This window comes from Nitratireductor sp. ZSWI3 (assembly GCF_024655565.1).
In the GTDB taxonomy this organism is placed as follows: Bacteria; Pseudomonadota; Alphaproteobacteria; order Rhizobiales; family Rhizobiaceae; genus Nitratireductor.
The window spans coordinates 108098-117590 of sequence record NZ_JANKOF010000004.1; the positions used below are offsets into that span (position 1 = coordinate 108098).

The 9493-nt window shown below is 66.1% G+C and carries 8 protein-coding genes; 3 read left to right on the forward strand and 5 right to left on the reverse strand.

Annotated features, from left to right (window positions below; translation table 11 throughout):
• Positions 1-8 precede the first annotated feature (8 nt).
• Together bhcB and bhcA are read right to left on the reverse strand one after the other, a co-directional pair.
• Positions 9-962 carry a beta-hydroxyaspartate dehydratase BhcB gene (bhcB, locus tag NUU27_RS02970; protein ID WP_257760557.1) on the reverse strand — a complete coding sequence of 318 codons (954 nt, stop codon included), beginning with the start codon at positions 960-962 and terminating at the stop codon, positions 9-11.
• Positions 963-973: 11 nt separating this feature from the next.
• Positions 974-2176 carry an L-aspartate--glyoxylate aminotransferase BhcA gene (gene bhcA, locus NUU27_RS02975; RefSeq protein ID WP_257760558.1) on the reverse strand — a complete coding sequence of 401 codons (1203 nt, stop codon included), beginning with the start codon at positions 2174-2176 and terminating at the stop codon, positions 974-976.
• Between the two features lie 197 nt (positions 2177-2373).
• Between bhcA and bhcR the strand changes: the two genes are divergently transcribed.
• Positions 2374-3198, forward strand: coding sequence for an HTH-type transcriptional regulator BhcR (bhcR, locus tag NUU27_RS02980; RefSeq protein WP_257760559.1), 825 nt, complete (start codon positions 2374-2376; stop codon positions 3196-3198).
• Positions 3199-3240: 42 nt separating this feature from the next.
• On the opposite strand, the gene NUU27_RS02985 is transcribed toward bhcR, so the two are convergent.
• The 3 genes from NUU27_RS02985 to NUU27_RS02995 all read right to left on the reverse strand — a co-directional run bounded on the left by NUU27_RS02985 (position 3241) and on the right by NUU27_RS02995 (position 7468).
• Positions 3241-4533: an NCS2 family permease gene (locus NUU27_RS02985; protein WP_257760560.1), complete on the reverse strand. Its 1293-nt coding sequence runs from the start codon at positions 4531-4533 to the stop codon at positions 3241-3243.
• Between the two features lie 196 nt (positions 4534-4729).
• Positions 4730-6430 carry an adenine deaminase gene (ade, locus tag NUU27_RS02990; RefSeq protein WP_257760561.1) on the reverse strand — a complete coding sequence of 567 codons (1701 nt, stop codon included), beginning with the start codon at positions 6428-6430 and terminating at the stop codon, positions 4730-4732.
• A 135-nt stretch (positions 6431-6565) separates the two neighbouring features.
• On the reverse strand, positions 6566-7468 hold the full coding sequence (locus NUU27_RS02995; protein ID WP_257760562.1) for a dihydrodipicolinate synthase family protein: 903 nt from the start codon (positions 7466-7468) through the stop codon (positions 6566-6568).
• Positions 7469-7668: 200 nt separating this feature from the next.
• Between NUU27_RS02995 and NUU27_RS03000 the strand changes: the two genes are divergently transcribed.
• Both NUU27_RS03000 and NUU27_RS03005 read left to right on the forward strand, forming a co-directional pair.
• A complete protein-coding gene (locus tag NUU27_RS03000; RefSeq protein WP_257760563.1) occupies positions 7669-8424 on the forward strand; it encodes an FCD domain-containing protein in 756 nt (251 codons plus the stop codon).
• A gap of 45 nt (positions 8425-8469) precedes the next feature.
• Complete coding sequence (locus NUU27_RS03005) at positions 8470-9432, forward strand: sialic acid TRAP transporter substrate-binding protein SiaP (protein WP_257760564.1); 963 nt, start codon at positions 8470-8472, stop codon at positions 9430-9432.
• Positions 9433-9493 lie beyond the last annotated feature (61 nt).

Sequence of the window (9493 nt, forward strand, 5' to 3'; positions counted from 1 at the left end):
TGTATCTCCTATGCTTCGGCCCAGGGCAGCCTGCCCAGGTCGACATTGCCGCCGGTGATGACGACGCCGACACGCTTGCCGGCGAACAGCTCGCGATTCTTCAGGATGGTCGCCAGGGGCACGGCGCTCGACGGTTCCATGACGATCTTCATGCGCTCCCAGATGAGCCGCATCGCCGCGACGATCTCCTCCTCGGTGGCGGTCAGGATGTCATCCACATGCCTCGATACGAAGTGCCAGGTCAGTTCCTTGAGCGGCACCTTCAGCCCGTCGGCCACCGTCACCGGCGCATCGTCGGCGATGATGTGTCCGGCCTTGAAGGAACGGTAGGCATCGTCGGCATTCTTCGGCTCGGCCGCATAGACCCTGGTCCGAGGCGCGATGGTCGACAGCGTCAAGCAGCAACCCGAAACCATGCCGCCGCCGCCGATCGGCGCCACCACGGCATCGATCTCGCCGAGATCTTCGATGATCTCCTTGGAGCAGGTCGCCTGGCCGGCGATGACGCGCGGATCGTTGTAGGGATGCACGAACTCGGCACCGGTCTCGGCCACCACCTCGGCAAACACCGCCTCGCGCGAGGAGGTGCTGGGCTCGCATTCGACGATCCGGCCGCCATAGCCGCGCACCGCCGCCTTCTTCGGCTCCGGCGCCGTTCTCGGCATCACCACGGTCACCGGAATGCCGCGCTTGCCGGCGGCATAGGCGAGCGACAGGGCGTGGTTGCCCGAGGAATGGGTGGCAACGCCCACGGATGCCATCTCCTCGTCCAGTCCGAACACGGCGTTCGATGCCCCGCGCGCCTTGAAGGCGCCAGCCTTCTGGAAGTTCTCGCATTTGAAGAAGAGCTCGGCGCCGGCAAGGCCGTTGATGTAGCTGCTGGCGAGGATCGGCGTGCGGTGGATGTGCGGACGGATGCGCTCATGCGCCGCCTCGACATCGGCATAGGTGGGTATGTCCATTTCGCTCTCCTTCAAGCCGCGGCGCGCGACGCTGCCGTCTTCTCGCGGCCGGCACTCGCACGATAATACTCCTGCGCGGCGGCGACACCCGAACCGAGCGCGACCGGCAAGCCGAGATCCGCCATGACCATTTCCGCCGTGGCGATGCCCGATAGCGCCATGACGTCGGTCATTGAGCCCAGATGGCCGATGCGGAACAGCTTGCCGGCCACCTCGCCCAGCCCGACACCGAAGGCCACGCCGTATTTCTCGGCGGCATGGGTGACGATGCGGGTGGCGTCGAAACCGTCCGGCACGAGGACGGCACTGACCGTATCGGAATAAAGAGCGGGCCTCTTGGCGCACAGATGCAGGCCCCAGGCCGCGACCGCCTTGCGCACCCCTTCGGCAATGCGCCGATGGCGATCGAAGACGCGCGGCAGCCCCTCTGCCTCCAGCATGCCGATGGAAACGCTCAGGCCGCGGATCAGATTGACTGGCGGCGTGTAGGGGAAACCGCCCGTCGCCCTGGTCTTCAACATGTCGCGGAAGTCGAAGAAGCAGCGCGGGCACTTCGCCGACGCGACCGCGTCCAGCGCCCTCGGGCTGATGCCGAGGATGGCGAGGCCGGCCGGCAGCATGAAGCCCTTCTGCGAGCCGGTGATGGCGATGTCGACGCCCCATTCGTCCATGCGGAAATCCATGGAGGCGATCGAGCTCACCCCGTCGACGTAGAGCAGCGCCGGGTGACGCGCCGCGTCGAGCGCCCGGCGCACGCTGGCGATGTCGCTGACGACGCCCGTCGCCGTCTCGTTGTGACAGACGAGCACCGCCTTGATCGTGTGCCGCGTGTCGGCCTTCAAGGCCTGCTCGAACGCGTCTGCCGGCGCGCCCTCGCCCCAGGGCGTCTCGATCACCTCCACGTCCAGACCGTGCCGGCGGCAAAGGTCGATCCAGCGATGCGAGAACATGCCGTAGCGCGCCGCGAGCACCTTGTCGCCGGGCGACAGCGTGTTGGTGACGGCCGCTTCCCATGCGCCCGTGCCGGTCGCAGGGAACAGGATCACCTCCGCCTCCTTCGACTGCAGGATGCGCCGCACGCCGTCCAGCGCCGGCTTGTACATCTCAGCGAAGGCCGGCGAGCGGTGGTCGATCGAGGGATAGTCCACCGCCCGGCGAAGCTCTTCGGGGATGTTGGTGGGGCCCGGGATGAAGATCGGGTTCTGTGTCGACATCGGTCTGCCTCCGAAACTGGCCGCATTGCGGTTTCGGGATCAGATTAAAGCTCTACCCATCGCGCGAGCAATTTTTTTGAAAAATATTTTTATTTCCTAATGGACGCGCCTACACGTTTGTTTTTATATGATTTTGTTATTTTGCGTCAGATGCAAAATTTTTCTGGAATCGAGAAGAGCCGCAATCGGAGGACAGGATGGCACAGCAGATCGGCCGCGCGCGCGGCAGGCCCCGCTCCTTTCACGACACCGCGCAGAACACGCTTATCCAGTCGCTCGACCGGGCGATGGACGTGCTGAAGGTGGTGGCGCGCGGCGGCGGGCTGTCGCTGACCGAAATCGCCGAGGCGTCCGGCCAGTCGGCGTCCACGGCCTACCGCATCCTGATCACGCTCGAAAAGCACCGCATCGTGCAATTCGACGAGGCGGCGCAGCTCTGGCATGTCGGCATCGAGGCGTTCCGCATCGGCAGCCATTTCCTCGGCCGCACCAGCATCGTCGAGCAGAGCCGGCCGGTCATGCAACGCATCATGGCCGAGACGGGAGAGACCGCCAATCTGGCGATCATCGACCGCGGCGAGGTGATCTTCGTCAGCCAGGTCGAGACGCACGAGCCGATCCGCGCCTTCTTCCGGCCCGGCACACGTGGCCCCGTGCATGCCTCCGGCATCGGCAAGGCGCTCCTTGCCTATCTGCCGAGGGCGCAGGCCGAAAACGTTCTGAAGAAGCGGTCGCTGGATGCGTTCACGGACAAGACCATCGTCTCGCGCGAGGCGCTTTCGGCCGAACTGGAGACGATCCGCGCGCGGGGCTTCGCCATCGACGACGAGGAGCGCACGCAGGGCATGCGCTGCATCGCCGCGCCGATCTTCAACCAGTTCGGCGAGGCGGTGGCCGGCGTTTCGCTGTCCGGCCCGGCCTTTCGCGTCACGCCGGGGCGCGACGACGAGCACGGTTCGGTGGTGCGCAAAGCCGCCGAGGACATTACCCGTGCCATCGGCGGCATCCCCCCGCGGGGGTGAAGGGAATGCCGGCCGCGAAGGAAACCGCGGCCGGAAGAGACGCTATTCGGCGAAGAAGGCGAAGCGCAGGACGAACAGCGCCGCCACGATCCAGGTCGCCGGGTGCACGTCGCGCGGACGGCCGGCGAGCGTCTTCAGGAGCGCGTAGCTGACGAAGCCGAAGGCAAGGCCGTTGGCGATCGAATAGGTGAAGGGCATCATCAGCGCCGTCAGCGCCGCCGGCACCGATTCGGTCATCTCCTCCCAATCGATCTCCGTCAACTCCCGCATCATCAGCGATGCCACGTAAAGCAGCGCAGGCGCGGTGGCGTAGACCGGCACGGAACCGGCCAGCGGTGAAAACATCAGCGCCGCGATGAACAGCGCGGCGATGACCAGCGCCGTCAGCCCCGTGCGCCCGCCCGCCTGCACGCCGGAGGCGCTTTCCACATAGGCGGTGGTGCTGCTGGTGCCGAGCAGGGAGCCGGCGACGATCGCCGTCGAATCGGCCATCAGCGCCCGGCCCAGCCGGTTCGGCTTGCCCGGCGGCATCAGCCCCGCGCGCTTGGCGACGCCGATCAGCGTTCCGGTGGCATCGAACACCTCGACCAGCACGAAGACCAGGATCACGTGCAGAAGACCGGCATGCATGGCGCCCCAGATGTCGAGCTGCAGGAAGGTCGGCAGGATGCTGGGCGGCGCCGAGACGACGCCCTGGAATTCGTTGATGCCGAGCAGCATCGACAGCACCGTCACCACCAGGATGCCGATCAGGATCGCTCCCCGCACCTTGTGGGCATCGAGCGCGGCAATCAGGAAGAAGCCGAGGATGGCGAGCAGCGGTCCTGTCTGCGAGAGATCGCCGAGCGTCACGAAGGTTGCCTCCGAGGCGACGACGATGCCGGCCCCCTTCAACGCGATGATCGCCAGGAACATGCCGATGCCGGCCACGATGGCGCAGCGCATGGAATGCGGGATGCCCTCCACCAGCCAGCGGCGGATGCCGGTCACCGTCAGGATCAGGAAGATGACGCCGGAAATGAAGACGGCGCCGAGGGCTTGCTGCCAGGTGAAGCCCATGCCGCCCACAACCGTGAAAGCAAAGAAGGCGTTGAGGCCCATGCCGGGCGCCATGCCGATCGGCCACTTGGCCAGCAGCGCCATGATGAGCGTGCCGAGCGCCGCCGCAAGGCAGGTCGCGACGAACACCGCCCCCCTGTCCATGCCCGTCGTCGACAGGATCGCCGGGTTGACGAAGATGATGTAGGACATCGTCAGGAACGTCGTGACGCCCGCGACCACCTCTGTCCTGACCGACGTGCCATGCGCGTCGAGCTCGAAAAACGTCTTGATCATATATCCTCCGATCTCCGCTCGCGGCAACCAAAGCGCGAACGTCATGATCCGCTCAACCTCCTTGAGCGCGACGCACGAGGCTAGACGTCCAGCGCGCGTCCGCAAGCAGGCAGCGTGGAAAGCAGTTTCAAGAAATTATTGATGGGTGACGGCCGCCGACCGGACTACGATCCGGCGGAACAAATCCACCAGAATTTCACGAAACCACCTCAAAGCGGTCGACGTCGACCATGCCGTGATCGGTGATCTTGAGGTGCGGGATCACCGGCAGGGCCAGGAAGGCGAGCTGCAGGAAGGGCTCTTCCAGCGTCACGCCCAGCCCTCTGGCTGCGGCGCGCAGGGCCACCAGGTCCGCCTGCACCGCCTCGAACGGCTTCAGGCTCATCAGGCCGGCGATCGGCAGGGCGAGTTCGGCCGCAACGTTGCCGCCGCGCGTGACGACGAAGCCGCCCTCGATCTCCTTCAGCCGGTTGGCCGCCAGCGCCATGTCGTCGTAATCGACGCCGACCACCGCGATGTTGTGGTGGTCGTGACAGACGGTCGAGGCGATGGCCCCCGCCTTCAGGCCGAAGCCGCGCACGAAGCCCGTGGCGATGTTGCCGTTCCTGCCGTGCCGCTCGATGACCGCGATCTTGACGAGATCGCGCGCCGTGTCGGGGCGCTTGTCGCCGTCGACGGGCGCGATCTCTTCCGTCAGATGCTCGGTGATGATCTTGCCGGGAAGGATGCCGATCACCGGCGTCTCGGAGCGGTTGCCCGCCGTGCGGAACGAGCCGGCGGTGATCCGCGGCGGCTTGACGGAGCCGCGCGCCACCGGCGGGATCGTCCCGCGCGCCGCAAACGCTTCGTCCGTCAGGCGTCGGCCGGCGCAGAAAACCATCTCGGCGCGGCACCCGGCGAGATCCGGAAGCACCACTATGTCGGCGCGCTTGCCGGGAGCGATCTGCCCGCGGTCCTTCAGCCCGAAGGCCTCCGCCGCCGAAAGGCTCGCCGCGCGGTAGACGGCGAGCGGCTCGGCGCCCAGCGCGATCGCCGTGCGGATCATGTAGTCGAGATGGCCGTGCTCGGCGATGTCGAGCGGATTGCGATCGTCGGTGCACAGGGCGATGTAGGGCGAGTTGCGCTCGGTGATCAGCGGGTGCAGCGCATGCAGATCCTTCGACACCGAGCCCTCGCGGATCAGGATGCGCATGCCCTTCTGCAGCTTTTCCAGCGCCTCCTCGGCGCTCGTCGCCTCGTGCTCGGTGCGGATGCCGGCCGCCAGATAGGCATTGAGGTCGAGCCCGCGGACCAGCGGCGCATGTCCGTCGACGTGCCCGCCGCGAAAGGCCTCGAGCTTCGCCATGGCGCCGGGGTCCTTATGGATGACGCCAGGGTAGTTCATGAACTCGGCAAGCCCGATCACGGCCGGATGGTCCCGGTATGCCATGAGGTCCGCCGCTTCCAGCCGGGCACCGGCGGTCTCCATAGTCGTGGAGGGCACGCAGGAGGAAAGCTGGACCTTGAGGTCCATCAGCGTGTGGGCGCTCGCATCAAGGAAATAGCGGATGCCATCGATGCCGGCCACGTTGGCGATCTCGTGGGGATCGCAGATCGCCGTCGTCACCCCGCGCGGCGCCACGCAGCGGTCGAACTCGAACGGCGTGACGAGCGAGCTTTCGATGTGCAGATGCGTGTCGATGAAGCCCGGCACGAGGATTTTGCCCGACAGGTCGATCACCTCGCGCCCCTTATAGGAAGCGCAGATGCCGACGATCATGCTGCCGCAGATGGCGACATCCCCCTCCAGCAGACCGCCGGTGACGAGATCGAGCACGCGCCCGCCCTTCAGCACCAGGTCGGCGGGCGTGCGGCCGTGAGCCTGGTCGATCATGTCGGAAAGGGGTGGCAGGGTCATCTCGGTCTCCATCGCTTCACGGTCTGGCTGCGGCACCGCCGAAGCACCCGTGACAGATAGCATACCGAGATGCGCGGACGGATAGGCGAAAGCGGCAAAGACTGCCGCCGCCCTCCCCGGCCAGGCGGCCGGACGTCACCTTGGAAGCAGCCATTCCTCGAGGGCGGGGTCGTCGAGCGCGGCTTGAATGCGCGCCTCGCAATCGGCGACACCGGGGGCCATCGGCAACCTGGTGGGCCCGCAGTCGATGCCGCGCAGCCGCAGCGCCGCCTTCATGCCGGGCAGCACACCCGTCTGCATCAGCACCTCGACGAACCGGCGGGAGACCGCCTGCAGGCGCTGCGCGGCCGCCAGATCGCCCGCAGCGATCGCCCGGTGGAGCGCCACATAGAGCCGGCCGAGCAGGTTGTAGGTCGTGCCGATGCCTCCGTGAGCGCCGAGCGCGCCGCCGGCGAGATAGATCTCGTCGAAACCGAAGAAGAAGGTGCTTCCGGGATACCGCGCTTTCAGGACGGAGAACTTGAAGAGGTCCGTCGAGGTGAACTTGATGCCGGCGACACCGCGCAGTTCCAGGATGCGGCCCAGCGTCTCTGAGGGGATGGGCCGGCCGGTGCGCACCGGCACCTCGTAGACGATCATCGGCAACTCCGTCGCCGCCGCCAGCGCCTCGTAGTAGCCGAAAATCTCGTCGTCGGAGAACGGGTAGGCGTGCGGGGGCAGCGCCGACAGGCCGTGATAGCCGAGCGCCTCGGCATTGCGCGCCAGCCGGATCGAATCGCGCAGATTGGCAAAGCCGACATGGGCGATCAGCGTCGCTCCGCTGCCCCTTGCGCTCTCGGCCGCAACTGCCTGCTGGGCGAGCAGTTCATCCACCGTCAACAGGCCGGATTCGCCACTGCTGCCGCCCACATAGAGGCCCGTCAGCCCCTGCGCCAGCACATAGGCGTCGATCGCCCTCTGGCGCCCGGGATCGAAATCCCCATTGTCGCTCAATCCGGTCATGAGGGCGGCATACATGCCCGCCAACGGCATCTTCATTCGACACTTCCTTGCTGCAGAAACGGCTTGTTGCAGAAACGCCTGCCTGTCGGCCCCGGCATGGCGCGTCGCCATGCCCGAGGTCCTGTCAGCATAGTGTGGCAAAATTGTTTGACAATATGAAAGTTTGGTAATACCAAAACTAAATTGAAGGCTGACAATCGCCTCAAACCTGAGCCTGCACGCAGAGGAGCCGCAGAGTGTCCGTGCCGCATCCGGAGGAATTTGCCGAAACGAGGCGCGTTTCCGACGGGATCGCCGAAACGCTGATCGCCGAAGCGCGCCGCGGGGAAATCGCCGCGGGCGAGGTGCTGCCCACCGAGCGCGAATTGTGCGAGCGCTTCTCCGCCTCGCGCCCGACCGTGCGTGCCGCCCTGCAGCAGATGCAGGCGCGCGGCTATATCGAGGCGGGCGCCGGCCGCCGGCCGCGGGTCGTCCGCCCTTCCCTGCACACCGTTCTGATGTCGGCCGGCGACCACATCCGCGACATTCTCGGCGACGCCGAGAGCGGCGCTCATCTGGAGCAGATGCGCCAGTTCATCGAAACGGGAGCCGCCCGCGAGGCGGCCATGCGCGCCGACAACGTGCAGATCGCCAAGCTGCGCGCCGCGCTGGAGGAAAATTTCGAGGCGATCGGCACGGCCGATTTCGCCCGCACCGACATCGCCTTCCACCGCGCGCTCGTCTCGGTGGTCGGCAACCCCGTCATTCTAACGCTGCACGACATGTTCGTCAGCGCCATGCTGGCGCAGCGCCCGCCGACCGACGATCCGGCAAAGCACGACAGGATCGCCTATGACGAGCATCGCGCGATCTACCAGGCGATCCTCGACAACGACGTCATCGCCGCCACCGACGTGATGGACCGCCATCTGGCGCGCTCCTACCGCGCCCGCCTCAAGAGCCCGCGCAGCGTCTCCGAGCATCTGGGCGAACGACCCCCGACACCCGGCTGAGAGGCCGGCAATCCGTATCCAGCGTATCTGTAAAGGGAGGAATGCATGAAACTGATCGCGAAACTTGTTCTCGGCGCCGGCGCGCTCGTCCTCGGCACGGCGGCACTGTCGGCCAAGGAACTCACCTTCGGCATGCAGGACAACGAGGTGTCGAACGTCTATCGCGGCGCCGAGGCCTTCAAGGCCAAGCTCGAGGAGCTGTCGGGTGGCGAGATCACCGTGAAGCTGTTCCCCTCCTCGCAGCTCGGCGACTTCAAGGCCATGGTCGCCCAGGTGCAGGCCGGCGAGCTCGACATGGTCATGACCGGCTATCCGGACATGAGCTATGTCATCCCCGAACTCAAGCTCATCGGCGCGCCCTATGTCATGCGCGACTTCGAGCACCTGCAGAAGACCGTCGAAGGCCCGTGGGGGCAGAAGATGGACGCCAAATTCGACGAGCAGGGCATAAAGCTCCTCGACACCTGGTATTACGGCACGCGGCAGACCACGTCGAACCGGGCGATCAACTCGATCGACGACATGAAGGGCCTGCGCATGCGCACGCCAAACGTGCCCTTCCTCATCGCCTATGCGAAGAATGTCGGCGCGACGCCGGCGCCCGTCGCCTTCCAGGAGGTCTATCTGGCGCTGCAGACCAACCAGGTGGACGCCGAGGAGAATCCCCTGCCGACCATAGAGGCGATGAAGTTCTACGAAGTGCAGAGTCACATCGCCATCACCAACCATTTCGTCGCCTCCTCGGCGATCCAGATGGCGAAGTCCGTCTGGGAGGATCTGTCCGATGAGGAGAAAGGCTGGGTGAGCGAGGCCGTCAAGGCCGGCGGCGACGCCTCCGACGAATTGACCTTCAAGGCCGAGGAAGACCTGATCGCGCAGTTCAAGGAGCGCGGGCTGACCATCACCGAGCCCGATCTGGCACCCTTCCGCGCCGCCATGAAGCCCTATTACGACGAACTGGAAGCCGAGTTCGGCGCCGGCTCCATCGCGGAAGTGATCGGCGACTGATCGCTCCCGGCCGGCGGACCGCCTCCGCCGGCCCCACCCCATCCACCGCAGGGCAATCGCA